Below are 20,748 nucleotides of genomic sequence, written 5' to 3'. Positions count from 1 at the left end.
CACGCCGACAGTACCCGCCGCCGATGGGCGTCGGGTGATCTTCCCCGGTCAGACTGGATCGATGCGCCTGATGCTGCTCACCGCCGGCACCCGGGGCGACGTCGAGCCGTTCGCAGCCCTCGCGCGACACGCCGCGTCGCGTGGTCACGACGTCCGGCTGGCGCTTCCCGACGACGCGGAGCCACTCGACGGGGTGGACACCGTGCCGCTCGGACTCGACGTCCGGCGGATGTCGTCGCCCGCAGGGCGCACCCCGCTGGCGCTCGCTCGTCACCTGCGCACCGAGGTACGGCCCGCGATGCGACGCATGTTGGCCTCCGCGGTCCGGGAGACCGTCGCCTTCGATCCCGACGTGGTGGTGCACCACCCGCTGGTCCTCAGCGCGCCGATGGCCGCAGGAGCACTCGGAGTCCCCCGCGTCCTGGCGGAGTTCGCGCCGGTCGCGACGCCGAGCGAGCGCTTCCCCGCCGCCGGCGGTCCGACAGCGACCCGCGACCTCGGCTCGGCCAACCGGTTCACCTACGCCGTCCCGCGCGCCGTCGCACGCTGCTTCGACGGCGACGTCGGACGTGCCGCTGCCGAGCTGCCGGGCGGTCGTCGTCCCGCGCGGCGGTCGCCGTCGAGCGCGACGCTCATGGCCGTGAGCCCTGCGCTGCTGCCGCGGCCCGACGACTGGCCCGAGCGGGTGCACCAGACCGGGGCCTGGTACGGGGAGTCGCCGGCAGCGTCCCTCGACCCCGCCGTCGCCGGGTTCCTCGACGACGGCCCCTTCGTGGTCGCCTCGTTCGGCTCGATGTCCGCCGGGGACGCTGACGGCCGTGGGCGCGCGGTCGTCACGGCCGCGCGCTCCCACGGCCTGCGGGTCCTGCTCGTCACCGGATGGGGCGGGCTCGCGCTGCCCGCGGAGTGCCGCGGTCCGGACGTCCTGGCGGTGCGGTCGGTGCCCTTCGACGCCGTGCTGCCGAGCGCGACCATCGCGGTGCACCACGGTGGGGCCGGCACCGCACACGCGGTGGCGCGAGCCGGCGTACCCGCCGTCGTCGTGCCCGTCACCGCGGACCAGCCGTTCTGGGCCGCCCGGCTGCACCGACAGGGGGTGGCCGCCGCCCCGGTCCCGCTGCGCCGCGCGTCCGGCGGCGCGCTGGCGTCCGCGATGGGCGACGCCCTGTCCCGTCGCGAGCGGGCGTCCGAGGTGGGTCGGCTGGTACGGCGTGAGCACGGGGTGCGGCGGGCGGTCGACGTGCTCGAGTCGCTCTGAGGCGACCGTCGGGGCAGCCGCTCTCCCGACGACGACCGACGGCTACGCCCGGCGGCGCACCCGCGGGTCGACGAACGCGTAGACGATGTCCACCACCACGTTCGCCGTGACGATGAGCAGCGCCGAGAACACCGTGAACCCGACGACCACCTGCAGGTCGAGCGTGTGCACCGCGTCGATGAGCAGTGCGCCGAGGCCCTGCATGGAGAACACCTTCTCGGTGATGACCGCACCGCCGAGCAGCGACCCGAGGTCGAGCCCGAACAGGGTGACCACCGGCAGGATCGCCGTCCGCAGCCCGTGCCGCACGACGACCTGGCGTTCACGCAGGCCCTTCGCGCGGGCGGTCCGCACGAAGTCCTGCGACATCGACTCGAGCATCTCGCCCCGGGTCAGACGCGCGTAGATCGCCGCGCTGATGAAGGCGAGCACGCACCACGGCAGCACCAGGTGGGTCACCCAGCCGACCGGGTCCTCGGCGAACGGCACGTAGCCGCTCGTCGGCAGCCAGCCGAGCGTGAACCCGAACAGCAGGATCGCCAGCAGCCCGATCAGGTACGCCGGCGAGGACACACCCGCGACCGCCACCGTCATCACGGCCCGGTCGACGAGCGTCCCGCGCCTGAGAGCGGACGCGGCTCCGCCGGCGACCCCGGTGACGAGCCAGAGCAGGGCGGCGCCGACCGCGATGGACGCAGTGACGGGCAGGCGCGAGACGATCAGGTTCGTCACGCTGTCGTGGAGCTGGAACGAGTACCCGAAGCACGGCGCTGCGCACGTCACGGTCGAGGCACCGGAACCGAACGTGCGCCCGGTGAAGATGCCCGCGAGGTACGCGCCGAACTGCGCGAACCAGGGCTTGTCCGTACCGAGGAACGCCTGCACGTCGGCCAGCCGCTCCGGAGTGCACGGCTTGTCGCAGATCGCCCGGGCCGGGTTCGTCGGGAGCAGCATGAACAGTGCGTACGTGATGGCCGCGACGACGAACAGCACGACGACCGCACCGACGATGCGGACGGCCAGGAAGCGGAAGGTGTTCACCGGTCGCTCCCCCGCGGGTCGAGTGCGTCGCGCAGGGCGTCACCGAGCACGTTGAAGGCCAGGGTGATGAGGAACAGTGCGGCTCCGGGGAAGACGAGGTACATCGGGTCGGTCTGCACCCAGCCGATCGCGTCGCCGATGCTGCGGCCCCACGAGGGCGTCGGCGGGTTCACCCCGACGGCCAGGAAGGACAGCGCCGCCTCGGCGCCGATCATCGACGGGATCGAGATGGTCGCGTAGACGGTGATGGTCGCGGCGAGGTTCGGCAGGAGCTGCTTCCGGATGACGTGCCAGCGTCCCGCGCCCATCGCGGTCGACGCCACGACGTAGTTCCGGCTGACCAGCGAGAGCGTCTGACCGCGCACGACACGGGCGACCGCCGGCCACCCGAAGAACCCGATGACCAGCACGACGAGCACCGGCTTCGGGAACGACGTCGGCACGACCGCGGTGAGCGCGATCATGAAGACCAGGGACGGGAACCCGAAGATCACGTCGACCACGCGCGAGAGCACCCGGTCGTACCAGCCGCCGAGGAACCCGGTCGTCACGCCGACGAGCACGCCGATCACGATGGACAGGACGGTGGCGGCGAGGCCGATGCCGAGCGAGGTCCGCGCACCGTACGTCACGATGGCGAACAGGTCGCGGCCGGTCAGCGGCTCGACCCCGAACCAGTGCTCGGCGCTGACGCCACCGGCGGCACCGCGCGGTGCACCGAAGTCGTTCAACGCGTCGACGTTGTAACCGTACGGGTCCTGCCCGGTCACCGCGGCGATGAGCGGTGCGCCGATCGCCACGACGACGAACACGGCGATGACGACCGCGGCGGCCACGGCCCAGCGGTCCTGCCGGACGCGGCGCACGACGGCGCGGAACCCGGTGGTCCGGCCGGCCGCGGCCGGCACCGGACGGTCGACGACGTTCGCGGTCACGGTGCGACTCCTTCCCAGGCCCGCCACGCGGCTCGGCGTTCCGCCTGTCGTGTCGGGTCGGCGACGGGCGCCGCCGCGAGCAGCATGCGCGTGTAGTCCTGCTGCGGGTCGTCGAGCACCGCGGACGTGGCACCGCGCTCGACGATGCGGCCCTCGTGCAGGACGACGACGGCGTCCGCGAGCTGCCGGACGACGGCGAGGTCGTGGCTGATGAGCAGCATGCCGAACCCGAACTCGTCCTGCAGGTCTGCGAGGAGGTCGAGCACGGCGGCCTGCACGGTGACGTCGAGGGCACTCGTCGGCTCGTCGGCGATCACCAGGGCGGGCCGGAGCGCCAGGGCACGGGCGACCGCGACCCGCTGGCGCTGCCCACCGGAGAGCTGGTGCGGGAACCGCTCGGCCCACGTCGGGTCGAGCTGCACGGCGGTCAGGAGCTCGCGGGCGCGGGCTGCGCGCGAGGCAGCGTCGCCCTCGCCGTGCACGAGCAGCGGTTCGGCGATGCTCCAGCCGATGGTCTGCCGCGGGTTGAGCGACGACGCGGGGTCCTGGAACACGATCCCGACGCGGCTGCGGAGCTCACGGAGGCGTCTCCCGCGCGCGGTGCGGAGGTCGCTGCCGTCCACCTCGACCGTGCCCGCGACGACGGGGACGAGGCCGGCGAGCGCACGCCCGATGGTGGACTTGCCGGAGCCCGACTCCCCCACCAGACCCAGGGTCTCCCCCGCGTGCAGCTCGAGGTCGACGCCGGACACCGTCGGGTCACCGCGGCGCGCGTACCGCACGGCGACGTCGCGCAGGCGCGCGACCACCGGCCGGGAGGCGCGGCTCGCGTCGTCCGCGCCCGCTGCGGCCGCGGGGCCCGTGCTGGGCGACGCCGCTCGCGTCCCGGAGCGCGAGGACCGTCGCTCGGACCGCGACTCGTCCCCGGCCGCGCCGTCGGCGACCGCAGGCTGCGTGGCGGGGGCGGGTCGCGCCTCCAGTGCGGGGACCGCTGCCAGGAGCTCGCGCGTGTAGTCGGCGCCCGGGTGGGCGAAGACCTCGGCGACGGCCCCGTGCTCGACGGGGTCGCCGCGGCGCATGACCAGGACCTCGTCCGCGACGTCCGCGACCACGCCCATGTCGTGGGTGATGAGGAGCACGGCCAGCCCGCGCTCACGCCCGAGCCGACGCAGCAGGTCGAGGATCCCGGCCTGCACGGTCACGTCGAGCGCGGTCGTCGGCTCGTCCGCCATCAGGGCGACCGGGTCGCCGGCGAGCGCCATCGCGATCATGGCCCGCTGGAGCTGCCCGCCGGACAGCTCGTGCGGGTACGCCTTCCGGATCCGTGCCGGATCGGTCAGGCCCGCGGCGCGCAGCAGCTCGTCGACGCGCGCCGAGACGCCGGCGCGGTCGAGGTCCGTGGGGTGCGCCCGCACGGCCTCGGCCACCTGCGTGCCGATCGAGAGCACGGGGGTGAAGGAGTTCATCGGCTCCTGGAACACCACGCCGATACCGGCCCCGCGGACCGCACGCAGGACGTCAGCGGACGCACCGATGAGCTCGGTGCCCTGGAACCGTGCGCTGCCGGACACCTGCGCGCCCGGCGGCAGGAGCCCGAGCACGCTCATGGCGCTGACCGACTTGCCCGACCCGGACTCGCCCACGAGGGCGAGCACCCGGCCGGGCGTCAGACTGAAGGAGACGTCACGGACGACGGGCTCCGCGTCGCCGAACGCGACGCGGAGCCCCTCGACCTCGAGCAGCGGTGCACTCACTGGGCGAGCGAGACCTTGAGGTAGTTCGGGTACGCCGGGAAGTCCGCGATCCGGAAGTTCTCGACGTTCGAGCCGGCCAGGAACGACTGCTTCGCGTAGATCAGCGGGACGACGGGGGCGTCCTCCATGATGCGGCGGTCGGCCTGCGCCCAGACCTTCTGCGCCTCGGACTGGTCGACGGTGCCGGTGGCCTTCGCGATCAGCGCGTCCACCTCGGGGTTGCTGTACTTCGAGACGTTGTAGCCGCCCCCGCCGATCTGCGACGAGTCGTACAGCGGCTGCAGGTTCGCGTTCGCGCTCGGGAAGTCCGGCTGCCAGCTCGACAGCGACAGGTCGAAGTCGGTGCCGTTCGTCGTGGCCTGGGTGAACGAGTCGTAGTCGAGCGGCTTGAGCGTGACCGTGATGCCGGCACGCTTCAGGCCGGCCTGCAGGGCCTGCGCCTGGGACAGGTACGTCGGGTCGTTCTGGGTGACCAGCGTGAGCTTCAGGTCCTCGGCCCCGGCCTCCTTCAGGAGCGCCTTCGCCTTGTCGACGTCACCGGTGGCGCTCGTCTCGTACAGGTCGTAGTCCTGGCGCCCCGCGATGCCGGGCGTGATCAGGGTGGAGGCGTACTCACCGGCGAGCGCGCCGCCCGCCGCGATGCGGAAGGACTTGCGGTCGACGGCGTACTGCAGGGCCTGGCGGACCTTGAGGTCCTTGAGTTGGCCGCGCTGGGTGTTGATGGCCATGTACGTGATCGGGCCGGCCTTGCTCGTCGCGAGGCGGTCCTGGGCGGACGGGTTCGCGCGCACCTGGTTGAGCTCGGCGGCACCGAGGTAGATGGCGCCGAAGGAGTCCTTCGCGTCGCCGTTGTCGGCGATCAGGCTCTGCGTCGTGGTCGACGCGTCCTGGCTCTCCTTGAAGACGATCTTCGACGGGCCGGCGGTGCGGATCGCGTCGGTCTTCGCGGACCACTCCTTGTTCCGGACGAGCGTCACCTGCGAGCCCTGCGTGTTCGACTCGACCTGGTACGGGCCGGAGGACACGGGCTTCGCGTCGTACGCGCCGGTGTCCTTGCCGTCGCCCTCGGGGACCGGCGCGAAGGCCGGCATCGAGGCGAGCCACGGCCAGTCGCCGTAGGGGGCGTCGAGCTTGAAGACGATCGTCTTGTCGTCCGGCGTCTCGATGCTGTCGAGCGTCTTCCCCTCGAACGGTCCCTGGTAGTCGGAGCCGCCGACGAGCAGCGACTTGTGGTAGCTCAGGCCACCGGTGAGGTTCGGTGCGAACGAGCGCTCGATCCCCCACTTGATGTCCTTCGTGGTGATCGGGGTGCCGTCCTGGAACTTCAGGCCGTCCTTGAGCGTGTACGTCCAGGTCTTGCCGCCGTCGCTCGACTCGCCCGTGGTGGTCGCCAGGTCGGGGACGACCTTCGCCGTCTTGCCGGGCTCGACGTCCCAGGTGGTGAGGCGACGGGCGACCAGGCCCATCGACGTGATCCCGAGGCTCTGGCTCGTCGCCGGGTCGAAGTGCAGCGCGGTCTGCGGCGTGAGGATGTTGAGCGTGCCGCCCTTGCTCGTGCCCGACGAGGCGTCGTCCGACGCTCCGCCACCCGAGCAGCCGGTCAGCACGAGTGCTGCGGCGGCAGCGACGGCGGCCGCGGTGATGGTCAGGCGCTTGGGGCGGTGCATGGCGTGCTGCTCCTCGTGGGGGGGGTGGTGGTGTCGTGCGTGGTCCGCGGACGACCGGTCGGCATCCGGACCGTCGCCGGTCCGCCCGGCGGTCGAGCCGGCGCGGGTGGCCGGGCGGTCCATCGTGGCACCGGTCGGCCCGCGGGTCCGAACGCCCGCGGGGTCCGGATGACACGCGGCGCAACATTGCATGGTGCAACCGTGCGTGCCGGAGCAGGACAACGCCTGCAGCCCGAGCGTATTCCCGCGGTGCGTCCCGGGACCCGGGATGGAGGCACGACCCGCGCCCGTCAGGCGGCCGCGGTCGTGCGCGCCACCCTCCCGGCGATCGCCGCCGTCCCGAGTGCGGCGCCCAGGAACACCACGGCGAGGACCGCCCAACCGGGGGTGCCGAGGTCGATCGCCGTCAGCGTGACCACGGCGGGCGCGAGCATGGCGGCGACCGCGTAGCCCGTGCCGTACACGCCCTGGTACGCGCCGATCCGGTCGGCCGGCGCCAGCTCGAAGCTCAGCGCCCACCCCGCGGCGCTCGAGGTGATCTCGGCGAGCGAGTGCGCGACCGCGGCGAGCACCAGGACGACCGTGGCGACGGCAGCGGGGACCCAGTCGTCGCCGCGCACCCAGCCCGCAGCCGCCCACAGCGCGCAGGCCAGTGCCATCACCCACCCCGCGTGGCGCATCACCCGCGCGGCTCCGGCGACCGTGTCGGTGCCCCGGCTCATCCGCACCTGGAGCAGGACGACCACGACCGTGTTGACGAGGAGGAGCGGGGACACGAGCACGTCCGGTGCGACGGTGTGCTGGACGACCCAGAGGGGCACGGCGACCTCGAAGAGCCCGAACTGCATGCCGAACACGCCGGTCAGCGCCGAGACCGCCAGGAAGCGCAGGTCGCGGTAGGGGCTCCGACCCGCGGGCTCCCGGCGCACGATCGTGCCGGTGTCCGTCCGGTCGGCGGGGGCCGGGTCGACGCGGGCACCCGACAGTCCGGCCACCAGGAACGCCGAGGAGACGAAGAGCAGCCCGGAGAGCACCATCGTCACCCGGTAGGCGTCCCCGGTGCCGACGGCGAGCGGGATCGCGGCGAGCGCGGTGCCGACGCCGATGCCGACGTTGGTCACGGTCCGCATGGTCGCCCGCACCCGCACGCGGTCGGGGCCGGGGAAGGCGCGTCCGATCGCGGCGCTCCGCACGGATCCGCCGCCCTGCTGCGCGAGGGTGACGACCGAGGCGGTGACGATCAGCGTCGGCAGGTCGTGCACGAGCACGTACGCGACGAGTGCGAGTCCCTGGACGACGTGCAGCGCGACGAGCATTCGGCGGGCGCTGTACCGGTCGGCCAGGTGCCCGAACACCAGTGACGCAGCCACGCCGACGGCCCCGGCGACCGTGAGGCCGAGCCCGACGGCGACCGCGGGGATGCCGACGATCGTGATGAGGTACAGCGACGTCAGGGTGAAGAACGCGCCACGCCCGAGCGTGTCCACGAGCGTCACCGTGAGGAGCCTGCGGAGGGTCACGTCCTGCCGGACCATGGTGCGGATCGACGTCTGCTGCGCGGTGGTGCTCACCACACCGTTCTCCCAGCACACGGCGTCGGAGCGAACGGATGTAGGTTCTGGCTTCATGATCCGGTACCGACTGGAGCCAGGCGACGTCTCCGCCGTCCGTTTCGGCATCTCGCCGCTGTCCGAGCTGGGTCTCGGGCTCCGCGCGTTCCGCGCCCCCGAGCGCTACCCCCTGCAGCAGCCCTGGCTCGAGCGGATCGCGGGCGCGCTGCCCGTGCTCGACCGTCCGGTCCTCGCGGGCCTGGTCGACGAGCGTCGGTGGGTCGCCGACTTCGTGAACCCGCGACCGGAGTCACCGTTGACCTCGTTCGACCACGAACTCCGCGTGCTCGGCCGGATCACGCCGTCACGGCTGCGCGACGACCTGGAGCGGGTGCACGGCACCGTGCCGGACGCCTTCCTCGGTCGGCACGAGGACGTGGTCGGGCGCCTGCAGCGTGCCCTCGCGACGACGTGGGAACTCTGCTTCGCGCCGTACTGGCCCCGGATGCGTCGCGTGCTGCAGGCCGACGTGACCCACCGCGGCCGGATCGCCGCACACGAGGGCGTCGGTGCGGTGCTCGGCGGGCTGTCGGAGTCGGTGCGGTTCGACGGTCGGCACCTCGACGTCCGGTTGCACAGCCCGATCGCCCGCGACCGGCCCGTGCAGGGCGAAGGGGTGACGCTCGTGCCGTCGGTGTTCGTGGTGCGGGCATCCACCCCGATCGACGACGACCTGCCGCCGACCGTGATGTACCCGGCTCGCGGCCAGGGCGCGATGTGGTCGACGGCGTCGCACCCGGACATCGGCGCGGTCCAGGACCTGCTCGGCCGGACGCGGGCCGCTGCTCGAGGCACTCGGCGAACCGTCGTCGTCGACGGACCTGGCGATGCGGTTCGGGGTGTCGACGTCCGCCGTCAACCAGCACCTGCGGGTGATGGAGCGCGGCGGCCTGCTGAACCGCACGCGGTACGGGCGATCGGTGCTCTACTACCGCAGCACGGTCGGCGACGCGCTCGTCCGTCGGGAGTGAGCGCGTCGCCGGCTCCGGTCAGCGGTCGAACAGCCCGCCGAGGAAGTCGTTGCCGAGGTTCGAGGCTTGCTCGCCCAACCCGCTCGCCTGCTCGCTCAGCCCGCTCGCCTGCTCGCCCAGGCCGCCGAGGAACTGCTCGCCCTCGGCCGCGAAGCCCTCGACACCACCGCCCAGGTCGGCCAGTCCGAGGTCGCCGATGCCCGAGGCGATCCCCTCGAAGTCGACGCCGAGGTCGGCTGCCCCGGCCAGGACCGGTGCAGCGGCAGCGCTGACGACCGCGCCACCGGCCACCGCGACCGCGAGCCCGCCGACGGCCATCGCGCCGGCACCCACCGCGGCCCCGCCGGCGAACGAGCCCGCGCGACCGCTCCCCGACCGGCCCGATCCACCGAGCACACGCCGGATGAGCCCCGGACGCGACATCTCCCCGCGCGTCATCGCCCGGGCCATGCCGCCGGACGAGTCGTCGCGCACGTGCTCGTGCGGCGGCAGCTCGGAGTTCAGGCGGTCGCGGACCTGCTGTCGCTGCGCCGGGGTCAGTCGAGCGAAGGCGTCGTGGTGGACCTGCTCGAGCTGGTCGGGGTTCGACGTGCGGAGCAGGTAGTCGTACTTCGCCAGGGCGACCTTGTCCGGGTCGGCCGGTCCGCGCTGGTGCGCCTGCGGCCCGCCGTACTGCTGCTGCCCGTACTGCTGCTGGCCCGGCTGACCGTACTGCTGCTGGCCCGGCTGACCGTACTGCTGCTGTGGCTGCTGTCCGGGCTGTTGCGATCGCGACCGATCGTCGCCGGTCAGCTTGTCCGCCGCGGTGCGCACGATGTCCCGCCAGTCGCTCCCACCCGACGGCTGCTGGTTCCCAGCGGCGGCGTTCCCCTGCCCGCGCTGCTTCTGCATCTGCTTGTCGATGACCTTCGAGGCCATGCCGAGGATCCGGTTGAGGTTCGCCATGCACCAACCTTTGTGATCACACATGTGAGCACTCAGCGACGCAGCACGACGCCAGCCGTCGATCACGTCCGAGAACCCTGGGAACGCGGGTGCCCTCGTCGCAGCCGGCGGCGAGGGGCACCCCGTCGGTCAGGCGAGCAGCCGCGCCAGGAACGCGTTCCGGAACCGCCCCGCCGGGTCGAGGTCCCGTGCCAGCGCCGCGAAGTCGTCGAGCCGCGGGTACGCCTCGTGCAGCCGCTCGACGCTCGCCGCCGACACCTTGCCCCAGTGCGGCCGGGGGTCGAACGGTGCGAGGACCTCCTCGATCCGCTCGACCGCCGCCGCGACGGCCGCGGGGTCCCGCCGGAAGGTGAAGTGGATGCCGACCGACTGCCGTCCGGCGGAGGGCGCCAGCCACGCAGTGTCGGCCGCGATCGTGCGTACCTCGGCCGCGATGAGCAGCGGGGCGAACACGTCGGCGAGGGGTCGGAGCGCCTGGAGCGCCGCGACGGCGTGCCCCGCCGGGATCAGGTACTCCGCCTGGATCTCCGCGCCCGTCGACGGCGTGAAGGTCGACCGGAAGTGCGGCAGCCGTTCGGCCCAGGGACCGGGCACGCCGCCCTGCTCGGTGACGCTCGCCGCGTCGTTCTCGCCCGGGTGCACGGGGCCGTCGGCGGTACGCGCACCGAGTGCGACCAGGTCGACGGTGGGTGCTGCTTCGTCCACCCGGTGCTTCGTCCAGACCTGGCGGGCGCCGCGGTCGTCGAACGAGGTGAACATCGACACCGAGTACGCGTCGGACATCACCTCGTCGAAGCGTGCGGACACCGCGTCCCACGGCAGGTCGAGGTGCACGGTCGTCGCGACCTGGAACGTCGGCTCGATCGCGAGCTCGACGGCGGTCACGACGCCCAACGCTCCGAGTGCCACGCGGTGCGCGTCGAGGGCGCCATCGGGCGTGGACGCGTCGACCGACGCCAGGTCGCCGGATGCGCGGACGACCTCCAGACCGACCACCGCCTGCGCGAGGGACGGGTTCCGCACACCGGAACCGTGCGTGCCGGTCGCGACCGCGCCGGCGACGGAGATGTGCGGCAGGGAGGCGAGGTTCGCGAGGGCCCAGCCACGGGCCTCCAGTCCGGCCGCGACCTGACTGTGCGTCATGCCGGCGGCGACCCGCACGACCCGACGCGTCTCGTCGACCTCGAGCACCGGGGGCAGGCCGGCCAGGGTGACCTGGACGGCGTCGGTGTCGGCGATCTCGTTGAACGAGTGCGTCGACCCGAGCGCCGTCAGGCGCGGCGTGGCCGCGACGAGCTGCTGCAGATGGTCCACCGAGGTGGGACGTTCCAGCGCGGAGGCACGGTAGGTGACGTTCCCCGCCCAGTTGGTGCGGGTCGTCGCGGCCACGGTCACGGTCCTAGAACCCGCGGTCGAGACGGTGCCACGCCTGCTGCAGGCGCAGCTCGTCGCGGAACCCACGAGCCGTGGTGTGCTCGTCGATGACGAGGAACTCGGTGCCGACCATGGTCGCGAGGTCCTCGACGACCTGCAGGCCGACAGCCGTCGTCATCACGGTGTGGTGCGCGGCACCGGCGGTGAGCCAGGCCTCCGCGGCGACCGGGAACGACGGACGCGGCTCCCAGACGGCACGGCCGACGGGGAGCTTCGGGAGCGCCTCGGTCGGCGGCACCACGTCGACGACGTTCGCCGTGAGGCGGAAGCCGTCGCGGGTGTCGGAGAGCGCGACGACCACGGCCTCGCCGGCGTCGGCGGTGAAGACCAGGCGGACCGGGTCGTCCTTGCCGCCGATGCCGAGCGGGTGGATCTCGAGCGTCGGCTTCGTGGTGGTGAGCGTCGGCGAGACCTCGAGCATGTGCGCACCGAGGATCTTCTCGGCCCCCGGGGTGAGGTCGTACGTGTAGTCCTCCATCAGGGAGGCGCCACCGGGCAGGCCCGCGCCGGCGACGTTCATCGCCCGGACGAGCACGGCGGTCTTCCAGTCGCCCTCCGCGCCGAAGCCGTAGCCGTCGGCCATCAGCCGCTGGACCGCGAGGCCGGGCAGCTGCTTGAGCGTGCCGAGGTCCTCGAAGTTCGTGGTGAACGCAGCGGACCCGTTCTGCTCGAGCAGGGCGCGGAGACCGAGCTCGATCGCGGCGCCGTCGCGGAGCGCGCTGCGCCGCGCGCCACCGTCCTGCAGTTCCGGGACGAGGTCGTACGACTCGTCGTAGACGGCGACGAGCGCGTCGACGTCCTGCTCGGTCGCGGCGGACACGGCCTCGGCCAGCTCGTTCACCGCCCAGGTGTTCACCTGCACGCCGAGCTCGATCTCGGCCTCGGTCTTGTCGCCCTCGGTGACGGCGACGTAGCGCATGTTGTCGCCGAAACGGGTCAGCTTGAGCTCGCGGACGGCCGCGGCGCCGGCTGCCGCGCGGGTCCAGTTCGCGACCCGCTGCTGCACCCGCTCGTCGGACACGTGCCCGACGGCCGTCGCGTGCCGCACGCCCAGGCGGGCCAGGGCGTACCCGAACTCGCGGTCGCCGTGCGCGGCCTGGTTGAGGTTCATGAAGTCGAAGTCGATGTCGCCCCACGGCAGCGCCACGTTGGCCTGCGTGTGCAGGTGCAGCAGCGGCTTCGTCAGCGCCTGGAGGCCGCCGATCCACATCTTGGCCGGGCTGAACGTGTGCATCCACGTCGTGACGCCGATGACCCGGTCGTCGGCGCTGGCCTCGATGAGCGCGCGGCGGATGCCGTCGGCGTCCGTGAGGACGGGCTTCCAGACGAGCTTCACCGGCACGTGCGGTGCGAGTTCGGCGTGCACGGCACGCGACTGCTCCTCGACCTGGCGGAGGGTCTCCTCGCCGTACAGGCCCTGGGAGCCGGTGAGGAACCAGACCTCGTAGCTGTCGAGGGTGGCCTGGGGGTTCACCTGCGTCATCGCATGGCTCCTTCGGGGTTCTGTCCGTAGACGTTCTGGTAGCGATCGAAGAGTCGATCGATGTTCTCGGGCGCGATCGGCACGAGCTCGCCGCCCTGCTTCGCGATGTGCACGGTGCGCGCGACGTCCTCGCACATCACCGCGGCCTTCACGGCGTCCTTCGCGTCCTTGCCGATCGTGAAGACGCCGTGGTTCTGCATGAGCACCGCACGCGATCGGTGGCCGGACAGCGTCTCGACGATGCCGCGGCCGATGGTGTCGTCGCCGATGATCGCGAACGGGCCGACCGGGATCGGCCCGCCGAACTCGTCCGCCATCGCGGTGATGACGCACGGGATCTCCTCGGCACGGGCCGCCCACGCGGTCGCGTAGGTCGAGTGCGTGTGCACGACGCCGTTCACCTCGGGCATGTTCCGGTACACGTAGGCGTGCGCGGCGGTGTCGCTCGACGGGCCGTGGGCGTTGCCCCAGCCCTCGGCGGGCACGCCGTCGAGGGTGCAGACGACCTGGTTCGCCGGCGTCAGGTCGTCGCTCGAGACCCCGCTCGGCTTGATGACGAACAGGTCGGTGCCGGGGACGCGCTCGGAGACGTTGCCGCCGGTCCAGATCACCAGGCCGTAGCGGACGAGCTCGCCGTGCAGGGACGCGACGCGCTCGCGGGCCCGGGCGACGGCGGCCGCCGTCTCGTCGGTCGTCCCGTCCGGGGTGGCTGGGTTCGCGGATGCGGTCGCGTCCGTCATGCGGTCGGCTCCTTCTCGGTCTGGAGGCTCGGCTCGGCCTCGTCGCTCGGCTCGCCCTGGTCGGTCGGTACCGCCGGGTCCGGTGCGTCCTGGTCGGTGTCGGCGTCCTGCTCGGCGGGCGCGCCGGTCCGGGTCGCCGCTGCCGCCACGTCCTGCACGGGCAGGGCCGCGCGGTACCGGGCGAGGTAGTCCTGGAAGCCCTCGACGTCGCGCTCCTCGGGCTCGGCGACGTGGACGGCGTCGCCGCCGAACACCGTCTCGGCGAGGAAGTCGGCGAGGGAACGGTCGGTGTGCTCCAGGTAGGCCGCGAGCACCGCGATGCCCCAGGCACCGCCCTCACCCGCGGTCTCCTCGAGCGCCACCGGCACCCGGAGCGCGGCGGCGAGCAGGCGCTGGGGTGCGCCGGGGGTGCGGAAGAGCCCGCCGTGCGCGGTCATCCGGTCGACGGCGACGTGCTCGCCGTGCAGGACGTCCATGCCGATCGCGAGCGTGGCGAACGCCCCGTGCACCTCGGAGCGGACGAGGTTGCCGAGGGTGAACCGGGCACCGGGGGTGCGGAGCAGCAGGGGTCGGCCGTCGACGACGCCGGTCACCGGCTCACCCGCCAGGTAGTTGAAGGACAGCAGGCCACCGGCGTCCGGGTCGGCGTCTGCCGCCTCGGCCAGGAGCGTGGCGTAGACGTCGTCGATGCTCGGCGGGGTCGTGCCGGCGCGCTCGCCCGCCGCCTCGGCGAAGCGGCCGAACACGCGGGCCCACGCGGCGATCTCGCTCGCGCCGTTGTTGCAGTGCACCATCGCGACGGCGTCACCGGCGGGGGTCGTGACCACGTCGAGTTCCTCGTGCGCGGTGCCGAGCGCGCGTTCGAGCACGACCATCGCGAAGATGCTCGTGCCGACACTGACGTTGCCGGTCCGGGGAGCGACGGCGTTCGTCGCCACCATGCCGGTACCCGCGTCGCCCTCGGGCGGGCAGAACGCGACACCGGGCTGCAGGGTGCCGGTCGGGTCGAGCCACGCGGCCCCCTCGGCGGTGAGCGCACCGGCGTCCTCGCCGGCGACGAGCACCTCGGGCAGCAGGGCGCGCAGGTCGGGGACGCGCTTGCCGAGCAGGTCCTGCGTCGTGGCGAGCATCCCGGCGTCGTAGTCGCGTCGGCCGGGCTCCCCCGGGGCGCTGTCGACCGGCGACGAGTCGATCGGGAACATCCCGCTCGCGTCGCCGACGCCGAGGACGTCGCGACCGGTGAGCATGCGGTGCACGTACCCCGCGAGCGTGGTGATCCCGGCGACCTGCGCCACGTGCGGCTCGTCGTCCAGGACGGCCTGCGCGAGGTGCGCGATCGACCACCGCTGCGGGACGTTGAAGTCGAGCGCGGCGCTGAGCTGCTCCGCTGCCGGGCCGGTCGAGGTGTTGCGCCAGGTCCGGAACGGCACGAGCAGGTCACCGTCGGCGTCGAACGCCAGGTACCCGTGCATCATCGCCGAGACGCCGGCGGCGCGGAAGGTCGTGGGGCGGACGCCGAACTGCCGCTCGACGTCGGCGACCAGGTCGGCGTAGGCCGCGCGGACGCCGGTCTCGACGGCCAGCAGCGGGTAGGTCCAGCGCCCGTCGACGTACTCGTTCTCCCACTCGTGGGAACCGCTCGCGATCGGGCGGAGGTCCTCGTCGACCAGGACGGCCTTGATCCGGGTCGAGCCGAGCTCGATGCCGAGGGTGGTGCGGCCGTGTTCGACCTGCTGTCGGCGGTCGTCGCTCATGTGTCCTCCCGAGACCTCGTCGTCCTGCGTGAGCGCTCACATCATGGCAGGTGAGCGCTCACGCGTGCAACGCGGCGGCGTGCCGTGCCGTGCGGGGTCGCGGTCGCGGTCGACGGGGCGGCTGTGCACCGCGTCGAGCGGGCCGGTTCCGTCACGCTCGACACGGCAGGGTGCCCGATCCCACCCGCACACGACCCGCGCGTGGCGTGTCCTGCCCGCTCGCCGATCGCCGCACGTACGTCCGGGACCGTCGGTGCGACGGCCGAACCCCCGTCGAGCGGGCCGTTCTCGTCACGCCCGGCGCCGCGCGACGACGGCTCCCGCCCGCTCGACCATCGGCATGCGGCACGTCCTGCCCGCTCGACGATCGGCATGCCGCACGTCCCGCCCGCCCGCCGATCGCCTCGCGGCACGTCCCGACCGCTCGACGATCGCCTCGCCCTCGCCCTCGCCCTCGCCCGACACGTCCGGGTCCTGCTCGCCGAGGTCCCGCGACTCGCCGCTCGCGCGACGTCGAGGTTCCGAGGAGGGGCGCGCGCGTCGCCGAGATGCCGCAATTGCGGAACCTGGAGGGCGAGGACGCTGGCCGGGCTACGCGCCGAGGGTGCTCTCGCGCACCACCAGCGACGGCGTGACCGACACCGACGCGGGGTGTCCGCCGGCGACGAGCTCGAGCAGTGCCCTCCCGGCGATCCGGCCGAGCTCGTCGAGCCGCATGTCGACCGTCGTCAGGGGTGGTCGGCTCGCGAGCGCCACGACGTCCCAGTCGTCGTACCCGGTGACGGCGACGTCGCCGGGAACGCTCCGCCCGGTCTCCCGCAGCCGGTCGCACACCCCGCGGGCGATCTGGTCGTTCCCGCACAGGACGGCGTCGACGGCACCACCAGCAGCAGCACCAGCACCGACCCCGGGACCCTGGTCGAGCAGGTCGACTACCTGCCGCCCCCACCGCTCCGACCACTCGCCGTGCATCGGCTCGCCCACCATCCGGTCGCCGAGCGCCACGCGCGCTCCCTCCGCCCGACTCACGGCGGAGCGGGCCCCGGTCGGACCGGTGACGACGGCCACGCGCCGCCGCCCGAGCGCGACCAGGTGCGACGCTGCCGCGGCGGCACCCCCGGCGTCGTCGAGGGTGACCGACACGTCGGACGCCGCGGTCGAGGGGGTCAGCGCGTAGACGACCGGCACGGGCACGGGCACGTCGATGGGCGGCCTCGCGTCGGCCGAACGCCCGGTGACGATGATCCCGTCGACGCCGCGGGCGACGAGCGAGCGGAGGTAGTGGGCCTCGCGCACGTGGTCGTCGCGGGTGTCGCAGACCAGGACCATGACCTCGCCGGCAGACAGGGCGTCCTCCGCACCGAGGAGCACCGGCATCGTGAACCGCCCGAACGAGTCCGTGGTGATCATGCCCACCGTGTACGTGCGCCCGGACGACAGCGCACGAGCCCGGGCGTCCCCGACGAACCCGAGCTTCTCGGCGGCGTCCTTCACCCGTGCACGGGTCTCGTCCCGCAGCTGCCCGGTGTCGTTGAGTGCCTTCGAGGCCGTCCCGATCGACACCCCGGCGAGCGCGGCGACGTCGGTGATGCGGACGGGGCGGCCACTGCGCGCGTGCGGCACGGCAACGTCCTTTCCGGTGGTCGGCACCGGTACGAGCATACGCACACCGGGGGTTGCGCAGTCCCGCACCCTGCCGTAGCGTCTGAATCGGAAAGCGCTTTCCGTACCGATGGGCGCCAGCCACACCGCAAGGCCAGTCAGACGCAAGGAGGCGCCATGACCACCACCACCGCGACCGACAGCCGCGCACGCACCGCGACCCCGGTCCTCCCGACCGGCGACGCCCACGTGGCGTTCCGTCCGCTGCCGACGGGAGCAGCACGGATCACGGGTGGCACCTGGGCACTGCGCCAGGAGCGCAACGGCCGCGACGCGGTCCGCAGTGGCCACCACCAGCTCGACGCGGCGGGCAACTTCCGCAACCTGCGCATCGCCGCCGGCGACGAGCAGGGCGAAGCCGTCGGCCCGGTCTTCATGGACTCGGACGTGACGAAGTGGCTCGAGGCCGTCGCGTGGGAGTACGGCCGTGCTCCCGCCGACGACCTGCTCGAGCTCCAGCGCGAGGTCACCGCCCTGTACGCCCGGGCGCAGGCCGAGGACGGGTACGTCGACTCGGTCCAGCAGGTCCGCGGTGGTGGCGAGCGGTACACCGACCTCAAGTGGAGCCACGAGATGTACTGCGCGGGGCACCTGTACCAGGCAGCCGTCGCGCAGCACCGTGCCACGGGCGACACGGCCCTGCTCGACGTCGCCGTCCGGAACGCTGACCACCTCGTGCGCACGTTCGGCCCCGGTGCCGACCGGACCCAGGACATCGACGGCCACCCCGTGGTCGAGATGGGCCTGGTCGAGCTGTACCGCGAGACCGGCACCCGCGCCTACCTCGACCTGGCGCACTGGTTCGTCGACGCCCGCGGGCACGGCATCATCGAGCGCGCCGGCGGCGAACCGACCTACTTCTCCGACCGCGTGCCGGTGCGCGAGGCCACGACCGTCGAGGGCCACGCCGTCCGCGCCGTGTACCTGGCCGCCGGGGCGGTGGACGTCGCGATCGAGACCGGCGACTCCGAGCTGCTGGCCGCGAGCGAGCGGCAGTTCGCGGACATGATGTCGACGAAGGCCTTCATCACCGGCGGCCTCGGCGCGCGGTGGGACTGGGAGGCGTTCGGTGACCCGTACGAGCTCCCGACCGACCGGGGCTACGCGGAGACCTGTGCGGCGATCGGCGGGATCCAGTGGGCCTGGCGCCTGCTGCTCGCGACCGGCAGGCCGGTGTACGCCGACGCCATCGAGCGCCTGCTGTGGAACGCGTTCCTCGCCGGGGTGAGCCTCGCGGGCACGGAGTACTTCTACGTGAACCCGCTGCAGCACCGCGACGGCGCACACCGCGACGAGAACCGCTCCCCCGCGCACGGCCGCCGCGGCTGGTTCGACTGCGCCTGCTGCCCGCCGAACATCATGCGGACCTTCGCGAGCCTGGACGGGTACCTGGCGACCGAGACCGACGGCGGCCTGCAGGTGCACCAGTACGCCACCGCCGAGGTCGGGCCGGTGTCCATCGAGACCGGCTACCCGCACGACGGTCGCGTGGTCGTCACGGTCACGCAGGACGGTCCGCTCGCGCTCGGCCTGCGCATCCCCGCGTGGTCGGACACCACGACGGTGACGGGCGCCGGCGGTGCGGCGAGCCCGGCCCCCGGCACGCTGCACGTCGTCGAGCGCGTGTGGACGGCGGGTGACACGATCGAGCTCGTCTTCGACACCACCCCGCACCGGTACGTCGCCGACACCCGCATCGACGCGGCCCGCGGCCAGGTCGCGGTCGAGCGCGGCCCGCTCGTGTACGCGGTCGAGCAGGCGGACCAGCAGGGTTTCACCGTCGACGACCTGACGGTCGACGCGCACGCCGCGATCACCGAGGAGCGCCGCGACGACCTGCTCGACGGCGTGGTGACGCTGCGCGTGTCCGGGCACGCCCCGGCGACGCACGAGCAGCCGGCCTGGCCGTACCGTCGGCTGGACCAGCCGGGAGGCGCGACTCACCTCACCGACGCACCCACCGTCCGTGACGGGGCCGGCTCCACGACCGCAGCCGACGTCGACGACGCGACCACGGGCCTCCCGTCCGGCGGCGGCAGCACCGCGGTGACCGCGGTCGCCGTGCCCTACTACGCCTGGGCGAACCGCGGTCCCGCGCCGATGCGCGTCTGGCTGCCGCTGGAACACCGAGCCTGACCGCCTACGGGCGTGGGGGGGCACGCCCCCCCGGAGCGGCCCCCCCCCCCCGGGCGCGGGGGGGGGCCCCGCCCCCCCGCGCCCCGCGGCGCGGGGCGGGTGGCGCCGGCGCCACCCCCCCCCGCCCCCCCCGGGGGGGGGGCCCCCCCGCCCGGGGCGGGCGCCCCACGCCCGTCCGGCGCGCTCGGAGGTCCCACGACTCGCCGCTCACGTCCGTCGAGGTCGCACTGGAGCACGTTCATCCCGCCCAGATGCCGAAGTCCCGGAACCTCGGCCGCCGAGCCGGGTGCAGGTCAGGCGGAGCGACGCACCACGAGCTCGGGCAGCAGCAGCGTCTCGTCCCGCGGTTCCCCCTCGACCAGCGCGCGCACGGCCTCGAGCACCCGCTGCCCCATCGCCATGAAGTCCTGGCGGACGGTGGTCAGCGGCGGGGTGAAGTGCGCGGCCTCCGGGATGTCGTCGAACCCGATGACGGCGATGTCGTCCGGGACCCGGAGCCCCTCCTCCGCGAAGGCGTGCAGCACCCCGAGCGCCATCTGGTCGTTGCCGGCCAGGACCGCGTCGACCGCGTGCACGTCGAGCGACCGCGCAGCCGCGTAGCCGCTGGCCGGGGTCCAGTCACCGTCGAGCACCACCGGTTCGAGCCCGGCGTCGCGCATCGTCCGCGCGTACGTCTCGCGACGGACCTCGGCCTCCTGCGAGACCGACGGCCCGGTGATGTGCACGATCCGTCGGTGGCCGCGAGCGAACAGGTGGTCCATCGCGAGGGTGGTGCCGGCCGCCTGGTCGATCGACACCGCGGCGACGCTCGTCGCTGCGGGCGTGCGGGCGGCGTCGCGCTGCACGGCGTTGGCGACGACGACGGGCACGCTGACCGGGATCGTCAGCGACGCCAGCGCCTCGAGCACCCGGTTGTCCGCGGCGACCAGGACGATCGCGGCGACGTCCTGCGCGAGCAGTGTCGTGAGCGCGCCGGACAGGTCGACCGGGCGGGGGTCGTCGGGCAGCGTCGAGAGCAGCACGTGGTAGCCGGCCGACCGGGCGGCCCGCTCGAAGCCGACCGCGGTGCTCGACGGACCGTAGAGCGCATCACCGGCGGTGATGATGCCGAGTGCCCGGCTCCGGCCGCCGGCGAGCGCCCGGGCGGCTGCGCGCGGGCGGTACCCGAGCGCCGCGACGGCGTCGGTCACCTGCGACCGGTAGGCCTCCCGCACGGTGGGGTCGCCGTTGATCACGCGGGAGACGGTCTGGTGGGAGACCCCGGCACGCTCGGCGACGTCGAAGATCGTCGGGGCCTTGCGGCGTCTGCCGCCGGGCCCCCCGAGCGCGGTCGTGGTCGTCACGTGGCAGAGCGTACC

General features: G+C 73.5%; 15 protein-coding genes and 1 pseudogene. 4 read left to right on the top strand and 12 right to left on the bottom strand.

Going from position 1 to position 20,748, the window contains the following annotated elements; translation table 11 throughout:
• The first annotated feature begins 61 nt into the window (after positions 1 to 61).
• A complete protein-coding gene (locus QUG93_RS03690) occupies positions 62 to 1,258 on the top strand; it encodes a glycosyltransferase (RefSeq protein ID WP_289472294.1) in 1,197 nt (398 codons plus the stop codon).
• Positions 1,259 to 1,300: 42 nt separating this feature from the next.
• Here the strand turns inward: QUG93_RS03690 and QUG93_RS03685 are convergent, their stop codons facing one another.
• From QUG93_RS03685 to QUG93_RS03665, 5 genes are all read right to left on the bottom strand, one after another.
• Positions 1,301 to 2,299, bottom strand: a complete 999-nt coding sequence (locus QUG93_RS03685) for an ABC transporter permease (RefSeq protein ID WP_289472293.1) — start codon at positions 2,297 to 2,299, stop codon at positions 1,301 to 1,303.
• A complete protein-coding gene (locus QUG93_RS03680; RefSeq protein ID WP_289472292.1) occupies positions 2,296 to 3,234 on the bottom strand; it encodes an ABC transporter permease in 939 nt (312 codons plus the stop codon). The genes QUG93_RS03685 and QUG93_RS03680 overlap by 4 nt, the downstream gene beginning before the upstream one ends.
• Entirely contained in the window at positions 3,231 to 4,988 is a 1,758-nt protein-coding gene (locus QUG93_RS03675) for a dipeptide ABC transporter ATP-binding protein (protein ID WP_289472291.1), read from the bottom strand. Before QUG93_RS03675 ends, QUG93_RS03680 begins: the two co-directional genes overlap by 4 nt.
• Positions 4,985 to 6,655: an ABC transporter substrate-binding protein gene (locus tag QUG93_RS03670; protein WP_289472290.1), complete on the bottom strand. Its 1,671-nt coding sequence runs from the start codon at positions 6,653 to 6,655 to the stop codon at positions 4,985 to 4,987. The genes QUG93_RS03675 and QUG93_RS03670 overlap by 4 nt, the downstream gene beginning before the upstream one ends.
• Before the next feature lie 290 nt (positions 6,656 to 6,945).
• Positions 6,946 to 8,226, bottom strand: a complete 1,281-nt coding sequence (locus QUG93_RS03665; protein ID WP_289472289.1) for an MFS transporter — start codon at positions 8,224 to 8,226, stop codon at positions 6,946 to 6,948.
• On the opposite strand from QUG93_RS03665, the pseudogene QUG93_RS03660 reads away from it, so the two are divergent.
• Together QUG93_RS03660 and QUG93_RS03655 are read left to right on the top strand one after the other, a co-directional pair.
• Positions 8,189 to 8,905 (top strand): annotated as a pseudogene (locus QUG93_RS03660) (hypothetical protein); the annotation flags it as partial. The gene QUG93_RS03665 and the pseudogene QUG93_RS03660 sit on opposite strands and share 38 nt — an antisense overlap.
• A 187-nt stretch (positions 8,906 to 9,092) precedes the next feature.
• Complete coding sequence (locus QUG93_RS03655; protein ID WP_289472288.1) at positions 9,093 to 9,236, top strand: hypothetical protein; 144 nt, start codon at positions 9,093 to 9,095, stop codon at positions 9,234 to 9,236.
• 18 nt (positions 9,237 to 9,254) lie between these two features.
• Here QUG93_RS03655 and QUG93_RS03650 read toward each other — a convergent pair whose 3' ends face one another.
• The 6 genes from QUG93_RS03650 to QUG93_RS03625 form a co-directional block, all read right to left on the bottom strand.
• Complete coding sequence (locus tag QUG93_RS03650; RefSeq protein ID WP_289472287.1) at positions 9,255 to 10,181, bottom strand: hypothetical protein; 927 nt, start codon at positions 10,179 to 10,181, stop codon at positions 9,255 to 9,257.
• A 129-nt stretch (positions 10,182 to 10,310) separates the two neighbouring features.
• Complete coding sequence (locus tag QUG93_RS03645) at positions 10,311 to 11,570, bottom strand: D-arabinono-1,4-lactone oxidase (RefSeq protein WP_289472286.1); 1,260 nt, start codon at positions 11,568 to 11,570, stop codon at positions 10,311 to 10,313.
• Between the two features lie 10 nt (positions 11,571 to 11,580).
• Entirely contained in the window at positions 11,581 to 13,098 is a 1,518-nt protein-coding gene (araA, locus tag QUG93_RS03640; protein WP_289472285.1) for an L-arabinose isomerase, read from the bottom strand.
• Positions 13,095 to 13,838 carry an L-ribulose-5-phosphate 4-epimerase gene (locus tag QUG93_RS03635; RefSeq protein ID WP_289472284.1) on the bottom strand — a complete coding sequence of 248 codons (744 nt, stop codon included), beginning with the start codon at positions 13,836 to 13,838 and terminating at the stop codon, positions 13,095 to 13,097. The genes araA and QUG93_RS03635 overlap by 4 nt, the downstream gene beginning before the upstream one ends.
• A complete protein-coding gene (locus QUG93_RS03630) occupies positions 13,835 to 15,592 on the bottom strand; it encodes a xylulokinase (protein WP_289472283.1) in 1,758 nt (585 codons plus the stop codon). The genes QUG93_RS03635 and QUG93_RS03630 overlap by 4 nt, the downstream gene beginning before the upstream one ends.
• 591 nt (positions 15,593 to 16,183) lie before the next feature.
• Positions 16,184 to 17,242, bottom strand: a complete 1,059-nt coding sequence (locus QUG93_RS03625) for a LacI family DNA-binding transcriptional regulator (protein ID WP_289472282.1) — start codon at positions 17,240 to 17,242, stop codon at positions 16,184 to 16,186.
• A gap of 129 nt (positions 17,243 to 17,371) precedes the next feature.
• Here QUG93_RS03625 and QUG93_RS03620 point away from each other — a divergent pair, with 129 nt between their 5' ends.
• Positions 17,372 to 19,390: a glycoside hydrolase family 127 protein gene (locus tag QUG93_RS03620; protein WP_289472281.1), complete on the top strand. Its 2,019-nt coding sequence runs from the start codon at positions 17,372 to 17,374 to the stop codon at positions 19,388 to 19,390.
• 293 nt (positions 19,391 to 19,683) lie between these two features.
• Here the strand turns inward: QUG93_RS03620 and QUG93_RS03615 are convergent, their stop codons facing one another.
• Entirely contained in the window at positions 19,684 to 20,733 is a 1,050-nt protein-coding gene (locus QUG93_RS03615; RefSeq protein ID WP_289472280.1) for a LacI family DNA-binding transcriptional regulator, read from the bottom strand.
• Between the last annotated feature and the right edge of the window lie 15 nt (positions 20,734 to 20,748).

It is taken from the genome of Curtobacterium caseinilyticum, from assembly GCF_030363035.1.
GTDB lineage: Bacteria > Actinomycetota > Actinomycetes > Actinomycetales > Microbacteriaceae > Curtobacterium > Curtobacterium caseinilyticum.
The sequence above is the reverse complement of the archived record's forward strand: the minus strand, read 5'-3'. Positions and strand labels throughout refer to the sequence as shown.